This window comes from Pseudomonas sp. A2, assembly GCF_023100865.1.
Classification (GTDB): domain Bacteria; phylum Pseudomonadota; class Gammaproteobacteria; order Pseudomonadales; family Pseudomonadaceae; genus Aquipseudomonas; species Aquipseudomonas asiatica.
Window position 1 is genome coordinate 4,623,273 of the sequence record NZ_CP039127.1, and the last position, 17,057, is coordinate 4,640,329.

Below are 17,057 nucleotides of genomic sequence, written 5' to 3' on the forward strand. Positions count from 1 at the left end.
GGCGCTCATGAACACCGATACACACAAACCTTCGAGCCGGGTGCAGACCATCCAGCACCGGGGGCGTGTCTTCGTCACTGGCATGCTCTGGACGCCCCTGGGCAACATGACCAGCTACATGAAGGAAGCCCGTCAGTATGGCCATGAGCACGGCCTGGACATCGTGGCTATCCGAAGAACGTCGCTCATGATCCAGGCGGGCTTTGTTTCCCGCTCCGCTGACGTTCACAAAGGCATGTACTCGCTGGCTGCGACCTTGGCTGGCCAGCTCGGTGATTCATGGATTGCTGCCTGGGCCGTCGACGCCGATCAAGATCGCTATGCCATCGTCGCTGTCCATGAGGGCAGGATCATCCCGGGTTGCGACCTGATTGCCACGGCATCGGAAGTCCGTAAACGGGTGTTGCAGCAACGCAGTCGCGGCATCCAGTTTGAGCGAGAGTTCTTACCAACCGAGTTTGGCATGGGCGGCGACCTCATCGACATCGATGAGCTGCTCCAGCCGTCCCGGCTCAAGCGTGAATACCGGCTGCGTCCACTCGTGTTCGGTATGTCCAAGCCTGAGCTGGCTCAGTTGCTCCTGGTGGCCCTCTTGATCGGTGGAGGGCTACTGGCCTGGTCACAATGGAAATCCCATCAGGCAGAGATCGCGCGTCAAGCTGCCATCGAGGCGGAGAAGAAACGCCTCGAGGAGCTGGCCGAGCTGCAGAGGCAAACAGGCACGGAACAACCCATCCAGGCGCTGGAGCACCCCTGGGCGAAACAGCCCTCGGTCACCGATTTCGTTGAGGCCTGCAGCAGGTTCATGAACCGATTGCCGCTGAGTATCCGCGGCTGGCCCTTCATGGAGGCAAAGTGCAACAGTTCACAGGTTATTGCGACCTACGAACGCGCAGGTAACAGCACCGCTCACGAGTTCACGATGGCTGTCGCAGAACTCTTCTCTATCCGCCCGGAGTTCATCAATCAGGGTAAGACCGGGCTGCTGAAATTCGACATTTCCCTTGATGCTGCCGGTGACGACGCCCTCATTGAGGCCAGAGATGCTCTGGAGAATTTGACCAGTTGGTTCCATGGTTTCTCTCAGGAACCGCAGTTGCAACCGATCCCCGTTGTTACGCCTCAGGAACCTGCTCTGCCAGGTCAACCCACGCCACCTCCGCCGCCGCCTCCCCAGTGGCAGCAGTACCAGCTGTCGTACACCTCTGGCGTGCTGCCCTACGACTCCTTCAATGGCGCTCCAACCCAAGGGCTGCGCCTGCAGGAGATCAAGACCGAATACAAGGCCGACCACCTGATCTGGTCAGTCACAGGAGTCCTGTATGCGAAATAACTTCAGCCTGATCCTGCTCACGCTCTGGATGCCAATTGCCGGAGCACAGACAGCGACAGATCTCTCAGCCATCAGCGTCGGCGAGCTCGGCAAGGTGCAGAGCGAAACCATCTTGTTCAAGGCAAAAGCCGAACGCGCGAAGGCAGAGCTCGAGGCAAACGGCACACTACCTAGCCCCCCCCAGCCAGTGACGCAGTTTCCTACTGTCGGGCTCACTCCCGCCATGACGGCTACATCCTCAGGGCCGCGCCAATCGGCATTGCCGGTGGTGAAAGAAATCAGCGGCTCCGGACAGAAATTACGGGCAAGCCTGATCTACAGCGACGGCAGCGAGCTTGACGCCAAGCCTGGCAGCGAGCTGCCGAACGGTTTCCGGGTCCAACAGATCACGCTCGATGGGGTCGTGCTGACCAAGGAGGGAAAGCGATACCCACTTGGATTCGGTAACCGGGTGGTATCTCAGCCACAACAGAGCCTCCCCGGCCTCCTGCCCGGCCAACCCTGAGGAGTATTGACCATGACCGAGCTATCCGCAGAGCCCGTCGATCTTGAGCCTGCCGAACTGACTTTGGCGCCGTTGCCAGTGGCGGTACTGACCGCCCCAGGCGGCCCTCATGCGATTAAGGAAGACTTGCGCCAGGTCCTGGCCATGACCGCCGATGGGAAGCTGTACATCTCTCCCCAACACGTCAGTGACCCCTACGTGATGGCATTCATGGACCAGCTTGAGCACAAAGGCATTGACTACGAAGTGGTCTTAGCCTCGATGACTGAGATCAAGACGCTGTATCAAGCCTCGGCGTCGAGGGGCATGAAGGCACTTGTCGAAACCCAGCGCCAAGCCCAGGTGGTGGAGTTCATGGGGGACGCCCACCGGCGCGGCGCCAGTGATGTTCACATCGTCGTTTCGCACGATGTCACCCGGATCAAGTATCGGCTGTATGGGGTCCTTCAGGAGGTACGCCAGGAAAAGAGCGACGTAGGGCGTGAATTCTGCGCTGCTCTGTACAACAGCATGTGCGATGTTTCTGGCGATTACTACCAGCCCCACATCGCTCAGGATGCCCGCGTCAGCCGTAAGTTTGTCGACCAACTGGGCTTGTACGGCGCTCGGGTTGCAACCCGGCCGCTGGTGGATGGCCCGCTGATGGTGATGCGTCTGCTGTACGACGATACCTCCAAGCAGAGCTTCGAAGAGCTCGGCTTCCTGCCTCAGCAGATCGAGCACTTCAGAAGACTGCGGAGCCTGCCTTACGGACTTAACCTGATTACTGGCCCAACAGGATCCGGAAAATCCAAGACCCTGCAGGTCAATCTCAACGCGCTGTATGACGAGACTGGTGGCTCCAGGCACATCCTCACGCTCGAGCATCCCCCTGAGTATCCGCTCAAGGCTAACCAGTCACCGATTTACGCCGGCGAGACTTGGGGTGACGGTATTACCAATGCCGTACGGCTTGACCCAGATGTCCTCATGTACGGTGAGTTGCGCGACCTGGCGTCAGCCCAGGCGGCGTACACCGGCGCCATGACTGGTCACCAGAGCTGGTCAACCCTGCACACGAACAACGTGATCGCCACCATCCAGCGCCTGATTGACATGGGCGTGGCTGATTACCTGGTCACCGATCCACTGCTGACCACTGGGATCGCTAACCAGTCATTAGTGCCGGTGCTCTGCCCTGCTTGCCGCATCCCGCTGCGTGAGCATAACCACGGCATCAGCAAGGATCTCTTCGCCCGGCTGAAGCAGCTGCAGATCGTCGACCAAGTCAATCTGGTCGGTGAAGGTTGTAGCAAGTGCAGGAACCTTGGGGTCGTCGATCGCACCGTTATCGCCGAAACCTTGCTGACCAACGTCAAGCTCATGGATACGTTCACCAAGCGCGGTGCAAGCGCTGCGCGCAGGTACTGGGTCAACGAGATGGGTGGCATCACCAAGATCGCCCACGGGATCATGAAAGTCACCAGCGGGATAGTAGACCCACGCGATGCCGAGCTCTTCGCTGGGCCGCTCGACTTCGACAGGCAGCTGATGGAGCAATCCGATGTTTGAATTGCTTCAGGACTTCTGGACAGGTGTACGGGAGGCCGCCCAGGGCTGGGCGGTCACCTTCTATGCAAAGCAGTTTGGGAAGAACGAGCGAATCCAGTTCTACGAGAGCCTGATGGGCGTCCTGGAGGACGGTATCCCGATCGAAGAAGCACTGGAGACCGTTGCCAAGGCGTTCAGCAATGACGGTAAAACGATGCATCCCGTGTCAGTCATTTGTGGTCAGGTGGCGATGCTAGTGCGGGGAGGAAAATCTCTCGCCGACGCCTGCAGGAGCCATTTGCCATATGACGAGGCTTCCCTGGTCGATACCGGGGAGAAAACCGGCAACCTTGTGGAGGCTTTCCGGGACTGCGTTCGGCTCATCGAGGCCCGCCAACGCATTTCTCGCCTGGTTGTCTCCGTCGTAGCGCTTCCATCGATTACCTGGAGCCTCATGGGGGCGCTGCTGTATGTCATCGCCACCTGGATGGTGCCGTCGATGGCTCAGCGGCAAGATCCAGAGCTGTGGACCGGCATCCCAAGTCTGCTCTATGTAATTTCCAAGGTAGTCACGAACTACGGACTTCTGATCGTTGCAGTCGTGCTGACCCTGGTCGTCGTCTCGTTCGTGACCCTCCCATACTTCTGCGGCCTGCAGGTTCGACCGAACAGCCCGGTTTGGAAAACGCAGCTCAGCTTGCTACTGCAGACCACCAGGCTGCGGCTCGAAGGCATTCCCCCCTGGTCAATCTACAAAGTCCTGCACGGCTCAATCTTCCTGCTGAACATGTCAGTGATGCTCCGCGCCGGGGTGGGCCAACTGAGTGCGCTCAGCATTCTCAGCCGGAGCGCCTCTCCCTGGCTGCGAGAAAGGATCGACGCCATCAACTACGGCGTCAGTTCGGGTAAAGACTTCGGTACAGCACTCAAATTAGCCGGGCACCAGTTCCCGGATCCGATGGCCATCCATTTCCTGCAGGTCTTGGCCACACGCCAAAGTTTCGCCGCATCGATGGAGAGGTTCGCCAATCGCTGGCTCGAGCAAATGCTCAAGCGGGTGGAAACGGTCTCGAAGTCCCTTACAGCCCTATCCGCAGTAATCATGGGCCTGCTCATGATCTTCGTGATGGTCGGCATCTTCCAGCTGGCCATAGGCCTGATGGACTCAATCCAACACTAAGCACACAGCCCAGAGGCAACCAATGACACTCTCTACCCCAAAAAACCAACGTGGCTTCCTGTCCATCGACGGCGTGATGTGGATCATGCTCATTACCATCGCCTTAGGTTTCATCGCCTGGATCGGCTACAAGATGCTGGGGAGTTCCGATGCCGCTGTAGAGCAAAGCAACATCACCACCATCATCACCAACGCCAAAAAGCTGAAGGGATCTTCTGGATATGGCACATCGGGGACTAATCTCGTGCCTTCGCTGATCGCTATCGACGGAACCGGCTCAATGGGCGTTTCGGGCACCACCCTGACCAACCAGTGGAACGGCGCCGTCACGCTTGTGAGCAATGGCATGACCTTCACCCTCTCCGAGAGCAACGTCCCCAAAGCGGCTTGCATCACGCTGACCACCAAGATCGCCAAGGACAAGCAGACCACCACCGCCATCAATGGTGGCTCGGCAACCAGTGGCGAGGTCCTTCCCGCCGCCGCTACAACAAGCTGCTCCAACGAAATGAACTCGATCTCCTGGACTACTTACTGAAGGCTGCCAGCGTGAGCTTGATTGCAGATGCTGAGTTCGTGGACCTCTATCTTGGCCATGATTTTGCCGATGTGAAGGGGCTGGCAGGTCAGCCCCGCAAGGCCGCCGCTCCTCCGGAGTGGTTGACCGAGATCCAGGAACTGAGGGCGCGGTGTCTGCATCAGTACGAGACAACACGTGAGCCTGAATTCGCCCTCGTGTTAGAGGATCGCGTGCTCTTGCGAGTGACGTACAACCTGGACGTCTTCACTAAGCCGTTTTTTGTGCTGAATCGGTCAAGAGCAACCATCATCCCTCTCGAGGATCTTGGGTTACCGGACCATATTTACGAGTGCCTGCTCGCCGAAGAAACCCGGGGCCTGGTGTACTTCGCTGGTGAGATGGGCACCGGCAAGACCAGCAGTGCTGCCTCGGCGGTGAAGGCCCGCCTGACATCACGCGGCGGCCTGGGCCTGACTGTAGAAGACCCGCCGGAAACGCTCCTCCAAGGCGAACATGGCTCTGGCCGCTGCATCCAGTTGCCGGTTTCCCGTATGCAAGGCGGCTATTCAGAAACGCTGATACGCGCTCTTCGAACTCGCGCTGACCTCATCCTGGTCGGTGAAGTTCGAGACACGGCCACTGCCGCTGAAGTCATCAAAGCATCCATCAATGGCCATCTCATTTTCTCCACTGGGCACGGCGGCAGCATCGGGAGCTCCATCCAGCGCCTGGCTGTACTTGCCGAGCCCATCATGCCGAATGCCCTGGAGGTGCTCTCACAGGGGCTGACTGTGGTCATTCACCAAACCCTCCTCCGTCCAGACCACGGACAGCCGCGACTCACACTCCAAACGCTGTCACTGACCCTGGATGACGCGCCGTCCATCCGCGAGAAGATCCGCAGCGGACATCTTCAGATGATCGAGCAAGACATCGTCACCCAATCGAACAGGAGTCTCTGGCATGGCCAGTAAACGCGGGCAGGCTGGATTTTTTACCATTGATGGCCTGTTCGGCCTGATAGTGATGAGCATCATGCTGTCTCTCGCGGGTTGGTGGATGCTCAATTACGGCAACCAGCAGGACTACCGGATCGCCGCGGAACACCAGCGGACTGTCGCTGACGCTTTTGCCAAGTACCTCAAGGACAACTACTCCGTGGTGCTCAGCAATGCTGGCCCGACTACGCCTGTCCAGGTCACCGTAGACATGATGCAAAACACCAAATATCTGCCGGCGGGCTTCAGCTCGACCAATAGCTTCGGCCAGACCATCGTCGGCCTGGCCAGGCGCCTCAACGCTAACCAGCTCGAGGCCATTGTGGTGACCACCGGTGGCCAGGTCATCCCGGAACTCGGCATTCGGACCATCGCTGAGCATCTTGGCGGGCCGGGCGGATTCATATCGTCACTCAAGCCCGGAGTCATCCAGGGTGTGCGAGGTGGATGGGAAGTGGCGCTCAGCAACTACGGCATCAACCCTGGGCAGGGACATACCGCGAGCGCGCTCTTCTTGATGGACGGCGAGCTGGCCAACGACTACCTCTACCGCAACGCTGTCCCAGGCCACCCTGAATACAACCGGATGAACACCGCGATCGATATGGGTGGCAACGACATCAACAATGCCCGCGCGGTCACCGCGACGAGCGACATCACCAGTAAGGACGGCTGGTTCAGAAGCCAGAACGACACTGGGTGGGTGAACGAGAAGTGGGGGGGCGGCATCTACCAAGCTGATGCAGACTGGGTCAGGGTTCTTAACGACAAGGGCCTGTTGACAGGCGGAAAAATCCGCGGCGGGACACTGCAGGCGGACGGACGTGTGACAGTTGGGGAGTATCTGGATATCGAGAGCACCGCTGTTGAAGGACAGGCGTGCCCGAAGATCGGCATCCAGTCGAAAAACAACCTGGGCGCGCCCCTTACCTGCCAGTGCCTCACACCTTCTTGCCAATCCGGGGTGTGGCGTTCAGCTGGCGGTGGAAAGGTTCTTACTGGATTTATCACCCACGGCCAGCAAATCCCTCTTCCAAGCGGCAGTACCCAAGATAGCTGTACTTGGTCGGCTTCCGATGCGTCAAACCCTCACCCTGCCCCGAGACCCGATTATGCTGGCGGTAATTACGCTTACGCTGATAGCAATCGGATCGTAACCTGTGGCTTCTATGACAAAGGTGCATTCAACCCAGGCGGTGCATGTAGCTATGTGATCGCATGTAACTAGACGCCTGAAGCTGCTACTAGGATCGCACGCATCGCGCGTACATACTTTGCCCTCTTGGGTATGAGCTATCAGCAGTTGATAGATACCAGAAACCATCAGCCCCTATGTAAATCTTCCCCCAATAACTATCGTAGTTATTCAAAGAAGCCATGCTGATCAGGGTGGGAAAGCAGAATCCTTCAGTGCTCGCAATCATGCGGACTGTTTGTTGGTAGCCGGCAATGTATTCGGCGGTCAGCTCAAATTTTGCTGCAGCCTGCCGCCACGCACCGGATTGGCAAACCTGTTAAGGCTTGCTGCAAGAGTAAGTTAGGCATGGATTACAGCCACCTATCTGGACACCTCCGATCAGGTTTGGAACCAGTCCCGTCGGGCAGCTATATCCACCGGTAAATCTATTCACGTACTGCCCGGTTATCCCAGTCATAAAGCCAGAACCTACACCATCTGCAGAACCGCCCGATTTCCACACCCCGGATTGGCAAACCTATTGGACACAAAAGAATGGAACTGCTGCTCCACCTGAAGCTATATCTAAGGCTGCGTCACTGAGGCGGAAAGTGAAGGCCGCTGCCGAGCCCCATTCACTAGTCCAGTAATAGACTCCATTATTGAGCCCCATTGATCTCAAAATGTGCATTTCCGACAGGCTTGCCAAATGCCATTTCTCACCCTTGGAACCGCAAACTTGGTTGGCGGCATACCAGGTGTTTGCTGGACTAACTTCATGTTTAAGTTTTCTATCACCACTGCCAGCCCACACCCCGGATTGGCAAGATGGTTACTTTTGGCAAACGTGATACCAATAGTATGGAGTTGCACCTGCGTAACTGAAACCTGTGAGGTTTGAGGAAAATCCCAACGGACAACTACATGCACCTGTTTGGGGGTTGGCAATACCACATCCTGATTCGGTCATTGACCCAACTCCTGTATATGCTCCCCCAAACCTTGCCGACACTGCTTTCCAAGCACCGGATTGGCAAGATGGTTATGCGTTACGTCGAACTGCTTGCCTGGCCTTGTAGTTTTAATAAGTTGTTCAAGTGTTGGTCTAGTGACGAAATTTGGTCGGAATCGGCCAAGCCTCGAGAAATCTGTCGCAAAGTCTCTAATGCTTTAGCAGACTCTGCAACAGCCTCAGAGTGTTCTTTGGTCGCCAACTGCTCAAGAAGAGCATGCTGTGAGCTCAAGCTGGAAATAGTGGCCTTGATGAAAACGAGAAAATCCAAACTATTCATCTCACCACTCCCTTATCGATGAGGTTATTGGTAGGTCTTTAACCCCAACCGTGTACCCATAGAAATTGTAATGGGTAAGGACCCCTGCATTCGCCACAGCACAGCTGACGCTACTGCCACAGAACACGTATCCGAAACCACCGCATACATTGGACCGACACTTGATGGTTCCAGAAAACAGACTACCCGTTACGCTACCGGTGCCGCTGTACCCAGTATTGCCGTTAATGCCGATTTGCCATCCGCCAAGCTCGCCCGAGCCGGCGGCTGTCCACACACCGGATTGGCAATAGGATTGCCCCAAGATGCCCAATCCACAAGGCCTGGGCAATCTCAAGACATCACCTAATCACCGCAAAAAAGTGTGAGCCCCATCTGAGGGGCAATTCTGGCTCAACGGGTCGAGCATGATTATTTCGCCCTCGTTAACCTGCTCCAGATACTGATCAGGAGCTGGAATAGGCTCCTTGTCCCTTAACGACACCATCAGATGACGTAGCAGCGCATCTTCCGCCACTCGCTTTGCCAACTCTGCAGTACCCCCAGCGCCTTGTACACCATCGAAGTCGAGCACCCGCACGGTGACGCCGCTGGGTGTTTCCGAAACGACAGCAGGATACGGCACCAGGTGATTGATGATCACCTGCTGGCCACGGTGCTTGTTCCCCTCAAGCTTTTTCACCAATCGGGACGCTTTCAAGTGGGTGTACCTCTTCAACATCGCCAGGCTCTTGTGACCACTGATCGCAGCAATTTCCATAATGTCGAGTGTGCCGAGCTCGAAGAGGCGCGAGCAGGCTTCATGCCGGAGGTCGTGGAAATGAAGGTCCTTGATGTCCAGCCGTTGCAGCATGATGCGCCAGGCCGACTTCAACCCATTAGCGGTATAGCCAAACACCTTGCCCTTCGTCCGTGCCCCGAGCTGGATCAACGCATCACGAGCTTTGAGGCTCAGGGGCACATCCCTCTTCGGGGCGAATAGAGAAAACGGAAAAAATCGTACGCTAAGGTTTTCCGGGCAGCCTTAGCGGCCGAAACTTCCCGTCCTCCAGCCTGCGGCTCTGCCGCCAGACATAATCGCCGGTCAGATTGATGTGCTCCCACCCCAGCGGCGACAGGTATTGCAGCAGCTCACCATCCACCGACTTCCCCGCATCGCCCATCGCCTGGGTGGCGCGCTCCAAGTACACCGTGTTCCACAACACGATGGCGGCCGTCACCAGGTTGAGGCCACTGGCCCGGTAGCGCTGCTGCTCGAAGCTCCGATCCCTGATCTCGCCGAGGCGGTTGAAGAACACCGCCCTGGCCAGGGAGTTGCGGGCTTCGCCCTTGTTCAGTCCAGCATGCACGCGCCGGCGCAGCTCGACGCTTTGCAACCAATCGAGGATGAAAAGCGTGCGCTCGATCCGGCCCAGCTCGCGCAGGGCCACGGCCAGGCCGTTCTGGCGCGGATAGCTGCCGAGCTTGCGCAGCATCAGCGAGGCGGTGACCGTGCCCTGCTTGATCGAGCTGGCCAGGCGCAGGATGTCGTCCCAATGGGCGCGGACGTGCTTGATGTTCAGGGTGCCGCCAACCATTGGGCGCAATGTCGGGTAGTCCTGGACGCTATTCGGAACATACAGCTTGGTTTCTCCGAGGTCGCGGATGCGCGGTGCGAAGCGGAAGCCCAGCAGGTGCATCAGGGCGAAGACATGATCGGTGAAGCCAGCCGTGTCAGTGTAGTGCTCCTCGATCCGCAAGTCGGACTCGTGGTACAGCAGACCGTCGAGCACATAGGTAGAGTCGCGCACGCCGACATTCACCACGCGGGTGCTGAACGGTGCGTACTGGTCGGAGATGTGGGTGTAGAACAGCCGCCCCGGCTCGCTGCCGTACTTCGGGTTGACGTGGCCGGTGCTTTCGCCTCGACCACCCGCCCGGAAGCGCTGGCCATCGGAAGAAGAGGTCGTGCCGTCGCCCCAGTGAGCGGCGAAGGTATGACGGTACTGGTGGTTGACCAGCTCGGCCAGGGCCGCCGAGTAGGTTTCGTCTCGGATGTGCCAGGCTTGCAGCCAGGACAGCTTGGCGTAGGTCAGGCCGGGGCTCGACTCGGCCATCTTGGTCAGCCCGAGGTTGATTGCATCGCCCAGGATCGCTGACAGCAGCAATGTCCGGTCTTTGGCCTCGGCACCGTCCTTCAGGTGTGTGAAGTGGCGGCTGAAGCCCGTCCAGTCGTCCACGTCCATCAGCAGTTCGGTGATCTTGATGCGCGGCAGCAAATGGCTGGTCTGGTCGATCAGCGCCTGCGCGGTATTGGGCACCGCGGAATCCAGCGGGGTGATCTTCAGCCCGGACTCGGTGAGGATGGCATCGGGCAGCTCGTTGTCCTTGGCCAGGCGGGTGACGGTGGCCAGCTGCTCGTCCAGCAGCTGCAAGCGCTCTTCCAGGTACTGGTTGCTGTTCGGGTTGATCGCCAGGGGCAGAGCCTGCGCATGCTTGAGCGCGGCGAACCTCTCTGCCGGCAGCAGGTAGTCGTCGAAGTCGCGGAACTGCCGCGAGCCCTTGACCCAGATGTCACCGGAGCGCAGCGCGTTCTTCAGCTCGGACAGGGCGCAGATTTCGTAGAAGCGCCGGTCGAGGCCTTCCGGGGTTATCACTAGCGGCTTCCAGCGCGGCTTGATGAAGGCGGTGGGCGCATCGGCCGGCACCTTGCGCAGGTTGTAGGCGTTCATCTCGCTCAGGGTCTGCACGGCTGCCAGCACGCCTTGCGCAGCCGGGGCAGCGCGCAGTTCCAGCACCTCCAGCAAGGCCGGCGTGTAACGGCGCAGAGTGGCGAAGTTCTCGCCGACCAGGTGCAGATGGTCGAAGCCTTCCGGCCGGGCCAGCAGCTCGGCCTCGCTGACGCTCTCGGTGAACTCGTCCCAGGGAATCACCGCCTCAATGGCGGCATAGGGATCGCTACCGCTTTCCTTGGCTTCCAGCAGAGCCTGGCCGATCTTCGAGTACAGGCGCACCTTGTCGTTGATCGCCTTGCCCTGCTTCTGGAACTGCTGCTGATGCTTGTGCTTCGCGCTGCTGAACAGCTTGACCAGGATACGGTCGTGCAGATCGACCAACTCATCAATCACCGTCGCGGTGCTCTCCAGCACCACGGCGGCCAGGGTCGCGTAGCGTCGCTGCGGCTCGAACTTGCCGAGGTCTTTGGGCGTCATCTGCCCACCCTCGCGGGCCAGCTTGAGCAGGCGGTTCTGGTGGATGTGTCGGCCCAGGCCTTCGGGCAAGTCCACCAGCTGAAATGTCTTCAGCCGCTCGATGTGTTCGAGCATGTGGCGGGAGTTCGGTTTCAGCGGTGCCTGTCGCAGCCAGGTCAACCAGGTGATGCTGCTGCCGGCCTTGAGCTTCAACAGCTCGTCCAGCTTGGCCCGATGCGAGTCCGTGAGTGGTTCGACCAGGGCGCGGTAGACTCGGCGATTGGCCCGCGCAATGGCCTCCGAACAAGCTCGATCAATTACGCTCAACGCCGGCAGAATGCGCCGCTTCTGTCGCAGGCTCTCCAGGGCCTGACCGGCCAGCAGTAAGCCCTTGTCGGTCTGCTGGGCCAACTCGGTCAGCTCGCGCACCAGGGCGCGGAAGTCGGACAGGCCGAACGGGGCCAGTTGTAGGTAGGTGCGCAGTTCCTGGGCGTGCTCGCGGCGAGTCACGTCGCGTTCGCCGTACTTCAACCAACTCGCCGGGTCGGCCTGAACTTGCTTGGCCACCCACTGGATGACCGGCTCGGGCGGCTCGCTGTCGGTGCCCAACGCATAGCCGGGGTAGCGCAGCAGGCTGAGCTGCACCGCGAAGCCCAGGCGGTTGGCGTCGCCGCGCCGCTGGCGGATCAGCGACAGGTCGGAGTCGTTGAAGGTGTAGTAGCGGATCAGGTCATCCTGGCTTTCCGGCAACGCAAGCAAGGTGTCGCGCTCCGTAGCCGAGAGAATCGAGCGACGCGGCATGGTTCAGTCGTCCTTGCGAAGGTACTGATAGAGGGTTTCTCGGCTGATGCCGAACTCGCGGGCGAGCTGCGCCTTCGGCTCGCCCGCAGCGGCCCGCTGCCGCAGCGTGATGGCTTGCTCGTCGGAGAGGGCTTTCTTGCGGCCCCGGTAGGCACCGCGCTGCTTGGCCAGGGCGATGCCCTCGCGCTGCCGCTCGCGAATCAGGGCGCGCTCAAACTCGGCAAAGGCCCCCATGACCGACAGCATCAGGTTGGCCATCGGCGAGTCCTCGCCGGTGAACACCAGGCCTTCCTTCAAGAACTCGATGCGCACACCGCGCTGGGTCAGCTTCTGCACCAGGCGGCGCAAATCATCGAGGTTTCGTGCCAGGCGATCCATGCTGTGCACCACCACGGTGTCGCCTTCGCGAACGAAACCGAGCATGGCCTCCAGCTGGGGACGCTGGGTGTCCTTGCCCGAGGCTTTGTCGGTGAACAGCTTGCCGACCTCGACCTGTTCAAGTTGGCGTTCCGGGTTCTGGTCGAAGCTGCTGACCCGGACGTAACCGATGCGTTGTCCCTGCAAGATGCCTCCATGGGCTGGATGGGCGGCAGGGCTTGCGTTGGTTTTTGGTTCCATTGCGCCCGAAGCCTTGAATTTGTCAGGCTGAAATCTATGACCTTGGCAAGCATGTGTCAAAGAATGTGAAAGCGGACTCTATTCTGACGGCGTGATGCGCCTTGCCTGACATCCAGTTAGGTGTCACTTTCAGAAGGCGACAGCACGAAATATCAAAAGTCGACCGCACGGTCTTTTCTGACGTTGGAGTCGCCTCAGAAAACGGAAAATAAAGCACGCTAAGGCGTAGTTCCCTCGGGCTACACCGCGTCCGCACTGCGCGGTTCTTTCTTCCCTTGCAGTGACGCAATCAGCGGGCAGGAAACGTTCCCCTTCCGCGCATGGCAGGCGCACACCAAATCAGACAGCACGGCCTCCATGCGCGCCAGGTCAGCCATCCTCTCGCGCACGTCCTTGAGCTTGTGCTCGGCCAGGCTGCTGGCTTCCTCGCAATGGGTGCCATCCTCCAGCCGCAGCAGCTCGGCGATCTCATCCAGGCTGAAGCCCAACCGCTGGGCTGATTTCACGAAGCGCACCCGCGTTACATCCGTCTCGCCATAGCGGCGAATGCTGCCGTAAGGCTTGTCCGGTTCCGGGAGCAAGCCCTTGCGCTGATAGAACCGGATGGTCTCCACATTGACCCCGGCCGTCCTGGCGAAAACGCCAATGGTCAGGTTCTCCAAATTGTTTTCCATATCGCTTGACTCCGTACATAACTACGGAAGTAAGCTTAAGCTATCCAATTCAGATTCGAAAGGACAAACGTATGTCTGAACCTCAAAACGGGCGCGGCGCGCTCTTCACTGGCGGGCTGGCCGCCATCCTCGCCTCGGCTTGCTGCCTCGGGCCGCTGGTTCTGATCGCCTTGGGGTTCAGCGGCGCTTGGATCGGCAACTTGACGGTGTTGGAACCCTATCGCCCCATCTTTATCGGCGTGGCGCTGGTGGCGTTGTTCTTCGCCTGGCGGCGCATCTACCGGCCGTCAGCCGCCTGCAAACCGGGTGAGGTTTGCGCGATTCCCCAAGTGCGAGCTACTTACAAGCTCATTTTCTGGGGCGTGGCCGTGCTGGTTTTGGTCGCGCTCGGATTTCCCTACGTCGTGCCATTTTTCTATTGATCACAGGAGTTCACCATGAAAAAGCTGCTTTCCGCCCTTGCCCTCGCTGCCGTTGTTGCCCCCGTGTGGGCCGCCACCCAGACCGTTACGCTGTCCGTACCGGGCATGACCTGCTCGGCCTGTCCGATCACTGTCAAGAAGGCGATTTCCAAGGTCGATGGCGTCAGTAAAGTTGACGTGACCTTCGAGACGCGCGAAGCGGTGGTCACCTTCGATGATGCCAAGACCAGCGTGCAGAAACTGACCAAGGCTACCGAGGATGCGGGCTACCCATCATCAGTCAAGAACTGATCATGAAAGACCCGAAGACACTGCTGCGGGTCAGCATCATTGGCACAACCCTCGTGGCGCTGTGTTGCTTCACCCCTGTTCTGGTCATTTTGCTCGGTGTGGTCGGCTTGTCCGCGCTGACCGGCTATCTGGACTATGTGCTGCTGCCTGCGCTGGCGATTTTCATCGGCTTGACCATCTACGCCATCCAACGAAAACGCCAAGCCGATGCCTGCTGCACCCCGAAATTCAATGGAGTAAAAAAATGACCGAAATCACCGTGAATGGCATGACCTGCACATCCTGCGCCACCCATGTCAAAGATGCTTTGGAAAAGATTCCCGGCGTGAATGCCGCTGTGGTGTCCTATCCAGAAAGCCGCGCGCAAGTCATGGCAGACACCGCCGTGAGCCACAACCAACTGCTGGCCGCCATCGCCGCATTGGGTTATCAAGGCTCGATCCGGGTTGGTGATTTCAAAGATGAACCAAAAATCCGTGATGCACTTGAGGGCGCCGGTTTGCATATCGCCATCATTGGCAGCGGCGGGGCCGCGATGGCGGCGGCGCTGAAGGCCGTCGAGCAAGGCGCGACGGTCACGCTGATCGAACGCGGCACCATCGGCGGCACCTGCGTCAATATCGGCTGTGTGCCGTCCAAGATCATGATCCGCGCTGCCCATATTGCCCATCTGCGCCGGGAAAGTCCGTTCGACGGCGGTATTGCGGCAACTGTGCCTGCGATTGACCGCAGCAAACTGCTGGCCCAGCAGCAGGCCCGTGTCGATGAACTGCGGCACGCCAAATACGAAGGCATCCTGGACGGCAATCCAGCCATCACCGTTTTGCACGGTGAAGCGCGTTTCAAGGACGACCAGAGCCTGGTCGTCCGTTTGAACGAGGGTGGCGAGCGCGAGGTAACGTTCGACCGCTGCCTGGTCGCCACCGGTGCCAGTCCGGCCGTGCCGCCGATTCCGGGCCTGAAAGAGTCACCCTACTGGACTTCCACCGAAGCGCTTGTCAGCGACACCATTCCCGCACGCCTGGCCGTGATCGGTTCGTCGGTGGTGGCGTTGGAACTGGCGCAAGCCTTTGCCCGGCTCGGCAGCCAGGTCACGATCCTGGCACGCGGCACCTTGTTCTTCCGGGAAGACCCGGCCATCGGCGAGGCCGTGACAGCCGCTTTCCGCGCCGAGGGCATCGAGGTGCTGGAGCACACGCAAGCCAGCCAGGTCGCCCATGTGAACGGCGAATTCGTGCTGACCACCGGACACGGTGAATTGCGCGCTGACAAGTTGCTGGTTGCCACCGGTCGGGCACCGAATACGCGCAGCCTCGCGCTGGACGCGGCGGGGGTCACTGTCAATGCGCAAGGGGCCATCGTTATCGACCAAGGCATGCGCACGAGCAACCCGAACATCTACGCGGCCGGCGACTGCACCGACCAGCCGCAGTTCGTCTACGTGGCAGCGGCCGCCGGCACCCGTGCCGCGATCAACATGACCGGCGGCGACGCAGCCCTCAATCTGACCGCGATGCCGGCAGTGGTGTTCACCGACCCGCAAGTCGCCACCGTGGGCTACAGCGAGGCGGAAGCGCACCACGATGGCATCGAGACCGACAGTCGCACGCTGACACTCGACAACGTTCCGCGAGCGCTTGCCAACTTCGACACACGCGGCTTCATCAAGCTGGTCATCGAGGAAGGTAGCGGACGGCTCATCGGCGTGCAGGCGGTGGCCCCGGAAGCGGGCGAACTGATCCAGACGGCGGTGCTCGCCATCCGCAACCGCATGACGGTGCAGGAACTGGCCGACCAGTTGTTCCCCTACCTGACAATGGTCGAGGGGTTGAAGCTTGCGGCGCAGACCTTCAACAAGGACGTGAAGCAGCTTTCCTGCTGCGCTGGATAAAAAAAGGAGGTTTTCAATGAGCGCCTACACCGTGTCCCGGCTGGCCCTTGATGCCGGGGTGAGCGTGCATATCGTGCGCGACTACCTGCTGCGCGGATTGCTGCGTCCGGTGGCGTGCACCCCGGGCGGCTATGGCCTGTTCGATGATGCCGCCTTGCAACGGCTGTGCTTCGTGCGGGCGGCCTTCGAGGCGGGCATCGGCCTGGACGCGCTGGCGCGGCTGTGCCGGGCGCTGGATGCTGCGGACGGCGATGAAGCGGCCGCGCAGCTTGCCGTTCTGCGCCAGTTCGTCGAGCGTCGGCGCGAAGCGTTGGCCGATCTGGAGGTGCAGTTGGCCACCATGCCGACCGAGCCGGCACAGCACGCGGAGAGTCTGCCATGAACAGCCCCGAGCGCTTGCCGTCCGAGACGCACAAACCGATCACCGGCTACCTGTGGGGCGCGCTGGCCGTGCTCACCTGTCCCTGCCATTTGCCGATTCTCGCCATTGTGCTGGCCGGCACGACGGCCGGCGCGTTCATCGGAGAGTACTGGGGTATCGCAGCCCTCACGCTGACCGGTTTGTTCGTCCTGTCTGTGACACGACTGCTGCGGGCCTTCAAAGATCGATCATGAGCGCTTCCCATTGAGACAAACCACGCTGTCGCTACGTTGC

The 17,057-nt window shown here is 59.6% G+C and carries 17 protein-coding genes and 1 pseudogene; 13 read left to right on the forward strand and 5 right to left on the reverse strand.

Going from position 1 to position 17,057, the window contains the following annotated elements; translation table 11 throughout:
* The first annotated feature begins 7 nt into the window (after nt 1-7).
* Genes pilO2 through pilV form a run of 7 tightly spaced genes read left to right on the forward strand, consistent with a single transcriptional unit; the run spans nt 8 to nt 7,294 of the window.
* Nucleotides 8-1,333, forward strand: coding sequence for a type 4b pilus protein PilO2 (gene pilO2, locus E5221_RS21390; protein WP_028692969.1), 1,326 nt, complete (start codon nt 8-10; stop codon nt 1,331-1,333).
* Complete coding sequence (gene pilP, locus E5221_RS21395) at nt 1,323-1,838, forward strand: type IV pilus biogenesis protein PilP (RefSeq protein WP_023628942.1); 516 nt, start codon at nt 1,323-1,325, stop codon at nt 1,836-1,838. Before pilO2 ends, pilP begins: the two co-directional genes overlap by 11 nt.
* A gap of 12 nt (nt 1,839-1,850) precedes the next feature.
* Nucleotides 1,851-3,389 carry an ATPase, T2SS/T4P/T4SS family gene (locus tag E5221_RS21400; protein WP_023628941.1) on the forward strand — a complete coding sequence of 513 codons (1,539 nt, stop codon included), beginning with the start codon at nt 1,851-1,853 and terminating at the stop codon, nt 3,387-3,389.
* On the forward strand, nt 3,382-4,548 hold the full coding sequence (locus E5221_RS21405; protein WP_023628940.1) for a type II secretion system F family protein: 1,167 nt from the start codon (nt 3,382-3,384) through the stop codon (nt 4,546-4,548). Before E5221_RS21400 ends, E5221_RS21405 begins: the two co-directional genes overlap by 8 nt.
* Nucleotides 4,549-4,570: 22 nt before the next feature.
* Entirely contained in the window at nt 4,571-5,086 is a 516-nt protein-coding gene (locus E5221_RS21410; protein ID WP_023628939.1) for a type 4 pilus major pilin, read from the forward strand.
* A gap of 11 nt (nt 5,087-5,097) precedes the next feature.
* Complete coding sequence (locus E5221_RS21415; RefSeq protein ID WP_023628938.1) at nt 5,098-6,042, forward strand: ATPase, T2SS/T4P/T4SS family; 945 nt, start codon at nt 5,098-5,100, stop codon at nt 6,040-6,042.
* Nucleotides 6,032-7,294, forward strand: coding sequence for a shufflon system plasmid conjugative transfer pilus tip adhesin PilV (gene pilV, locus E5221_RS21420; protein ID WP_023628937.1), 1,263 nt, complete (start codon nt 6,032-6,034; stop codon nt 7,292-7,294). The genes E5221_RS21415 and pilV overlap by 11 nt, the downstream gene beginning before the upstream one ends.
* Nucleotides 7,295-8,292: 998 nt before the next feature.
* Here pilV and E5221_RS21425 read toward each other — a convergent pair.
* The 5 genes and pseudogenes from E5221_RS21425 to merR form a co-directional block, all read right to left on the reverse strand.
* On the reverse strand, nt 8,293-8,535 hold the full coding sequence (locus tag E5221_RS21425) for a hypothetical protein (protein WP_038705588.1): 243 nt from the start codon (nt 8,533-8,535) through the stop codon (nt 8,293-8,295).
* 349 nt (nt 8,536-8,884) lie between these two features.
* Nucleotides 8,885-9,505 (reverse strand): annotated as a pseudogene (locus E5221_RS21430) (site-specific integrase); the annotation flags it as partial.
* Nucleotides 9,506-9,539: 34 nt separating this feature from the next.
* Complete coding sequence (locus E5221_RS21435; RefSeq protein ID WP_003090772.1) at nt 9,540-12,506, reverse strand: Tn3 family transposase; 2,967 nt, start codon at nt 12,504-12,506, stop codon at nt 9,540-9,542.
* 3 nt (nt 12,507-12,509) lie between these two features.
* The gene (locus E5221_RS21440; RefSeq protein ID WP_003090771.1) at nt 12,510-13,070 is read right to left on the reverse strand and encodes a recombinase family protein; all 561 of its coding nucleotides are present in this window, start codon (nt 13,068-13,070) and stop codon (nt 12,510-12,512) included.
* A 293-nt stretch (nt 13,071-13,363) separates the two neighbouring features.
* Nucleotides 13,364-13,798: an Hg(II)-responsive transcriptional regulator gene (gene merR, locus E5221_RS21445; RefSeq protein ID WP_000429838.1), complete on the reverse strand. Its 435-nt coding sequence runs from the start codon at nt 13,796-13,798 to the stop codon at nt 13,364-13,366.
* A 71-nt stretch (nt 13,799-13,869) separates the two neighbouring features.
* Here merR and merT point away from each other — a divergent pair, with 71 nt between their 5' ends.
* The 6 genes from merT to merE are packed head-to-tail and all read left to right on the forward strand — an operon-like array spanning nt 13,870 to nt 17,017.
* Nucleotides 13,870-14,220: a mercuric ion transporter MerT gene (gene merT / locus E5221_RS21450; protein ID WP_001294667.1), complete on the forward strand. Its 351-nt coding sequence runs from the start codon at nt 13,870-13,872 to the stop codon at nt 14,218-14,220.
* Nucleotides 14,221-14,235: 15 nt separating this feature from the next.
* Nucleotides 14,236-14,511 carry a mercury resistance system periplasmic binding protein MerP gene (gene merP, locus E5221_RS21455; RefSeq protein ID WP_000735441.1) on the forward strand — a complete coding sequence of 92 codons (276 nt, stop codon included), beginning with the start codon at nt 14,236-14,238 and terminating at the stop codon, nt 14,509-14,511.
* Between the two features lie 2 nt (nt 14,512-14,513).
* Nucleotides 14,514-14,759 (forward strand): mercury resistance system transport protein MerF, encoded by a 246-nt coding sequence (merF, locus tag E5221_RS21460; RefSeq protein ID WP_000654684.1) that lies wholly within the window; start codon nt 14,514-14,516, stop codon nt 14,757-14,759.
* Nucleotides 14,756-16,402, forward strand: coding sequence for a mercury(II) reductase (merA, locus tag E5221_RS21465; protein WP_023628935.1), 1,647 nt, complete (start codon nt 14,756-14,758; stop codon nt 16,400-16,402). Before merF ends, merA begins: the two co-directional genes overlap by 4 nt.
* Before the next feature lie 16 nt (nt 16,403-16,418).
* A complete protein-coding gene (gene merD, locus E5221_RS21470; protein WP_003465059.1) occupies nt 16,419-16,784 on the forward strand; it encodes a mercury resistance co-regulator MerD in 366 nt (121 codons plus the stop codon).
* Nucleotides 16,781-17,017 (forward strand): broad-spectrum mercury transporter MerE, encoded by a 237-nt coding sequence (gene merE / locus E5221_RS21475; protein ID WP_001087809.1) that lies wholly within the window; start codon nt 16,781-16,783, stop codon nt 17,015-17,017. Before merD ends, merE begins: the two co-directional genes overlap by 4 nt.
* Nucleotides 17,018-17,057 lie beyond the last annotated feature (40 nt).

Bases quoted from the DNA above. Each gene is read 5' to 3' on its own strand.
- pilO2 (WP_028692969.1), top strand. From the start codon at position 8: ATGAACACCGATACACACAAACCTTCGAGCCGGGTGCAGACCATCCAG.
- pilP (WP_023628942.1), top strand. From the start codon at position 1,323: ATGCGAAATAACTTCAGCCTGATCCTGCTCACGCTCTGGATGCCAATT.
- E5221_RS21400 (WP_023628941.1), top strand. From the start codon at position 1,851: ATGACCGAGCTATCCGCAGAGCCCGTCGATCTTGAGCCTGCCGAACTG.
- E5221_RS21405 (WP_023628940.1), top strand. From the start codon at position 3,382: ATGTTTGAATTGCTTCAGGACTTCTGGACAGGTGTACGGGAGGCCGCC.
- E5221_RS21410 (WP_023628939.1), top strand. From the start codon at position 4,571: ATGACACTCTCTACCCCAAAAAACCAACGTGGCTTCCTGTCCATCGAC.
- pilV (WP_023628937.1), top strand. From the start codon at position 6,032: ATGGCCAGTAAACGCGGGCAGGCTGGATTTTTTACCATTGATGGCCTG.
- E5221_RS21425 (WP_038705588.1), bottom strand. From the start codon at position 8,535: ATGAATAGTTTGGATTTTCTCGTTTTCATCAAGGCCACTATTTCCAGC.
- E5221_RS21435 (WP_003090772.1), bottom strand. From the start codon at position 12,506: ATGCCGCGTCGCTCGATTCTCTCGGCTACGGAGCGCGACACCTTGCTT.
- merR (WP_000429838.1), bottom strand. From the start codon at position 13,798: ATGGAAAACAATTTGGAGAACCTGACCATTGGCGTTTTCGCCAGGACG.
- merT (WP_001294667.1), top strand. From the start codon at position 13,870: ATGTCTGAACCTCAAAACGGGCGCGGCGCGCTCTTCACTGGCGGGCTG.
- merP (WP_000735441.1), top strand. From the start codon at position 14,236: ATGAAAAAGCTGCTTTCCGCCCTTGCCCTCGCTGCCGTTGTTGCCCCC.
- merF (WP_000654684.1), top strand. From the start codon at position 14,514: ATGAAAGACCCGAAGACACTGCTGCGGGTCAGCATCATTGGCACAACC.
- merA (WP_023628935.1), top strand. From the start codon at position 14,756: ATGACCGAAATCACCGTGAATGGCATGACCTGCACATCCTGCGCCACC.
- merD (WP_003465059.1), top strand. From the start codon at position 16,419: ATGAGCGCCTACACCGTGTCCCGGCTGGCCCTTGATGCCGGGGTGAGC.
- merE (WP_001087809.1), top strand. From the start codon at position 16,781: ATGAACAGCCCCGAGCGCTTGCCGTCCGAGACGCACAAACCGATCACC.